At 61.1% G+C, this 432-nt stretch carries 1 protein-coding gene; it reads right to left on the minus strand.

The window, feature by feature from the left end; all coding sequences use genetic code 11:
• The coding region (locus ACL9RI_RS27675; protein WP_422729649.1) for an IS5 family transposase at positions 1 to 432 on the minus strand (432 nt) is incomplete at both ends.

A 432-nucleotide genomic window follows, 5' to 3' on the forward strand; every position in this document is an offset into this window, starting at 1 on the left:
GGCGCGGCGATCAGCGTGGCGTCAACGATGGTGCCTTCGCGCATCATCAAACCTTTCTCGGCCAAGTGCCCATTGATGGTGTCGAAGATCTGGCGCGTCAGTCCGTTCGCTTCCAGTAGGTGGCGAAACTTTAGCAAGGTCGTCGCGTCCGGCGCCGACTCGCGGTCCAGGTCAATGCCAACGAAAGCGCGAATGGACTGGCTGTCGTAGACCGCGTCCTCAATGCCTTCGTCCGACAGACCAAAGCACTGCTGGGCAACATACATGCGCAGCATGCGTGCCAGCCCGATCGGCCGGCGCCCAGCGCCTTCGACCTTCGGATAGAACGGCTCGATCAGCTTGTGCAGTTTGCCCCACGGTGTCACGCTATCGATTTCGGCCAGGAAGCGGTCGCGCCGCGTCAGTTTTTTCTTGGCGGCGTATTCGAGGTCG

The sequence above is a fragment of the Janthinobacterium sp. Mn2066 genome, assembly GCF_049319705.1.
Classification (GTDB): domain Bacteria; phylum Pseudomonadota; class Gammaproteobacteria; order Burkholderiales; family Burkholderiaceae_D; genus Janthinobacterium.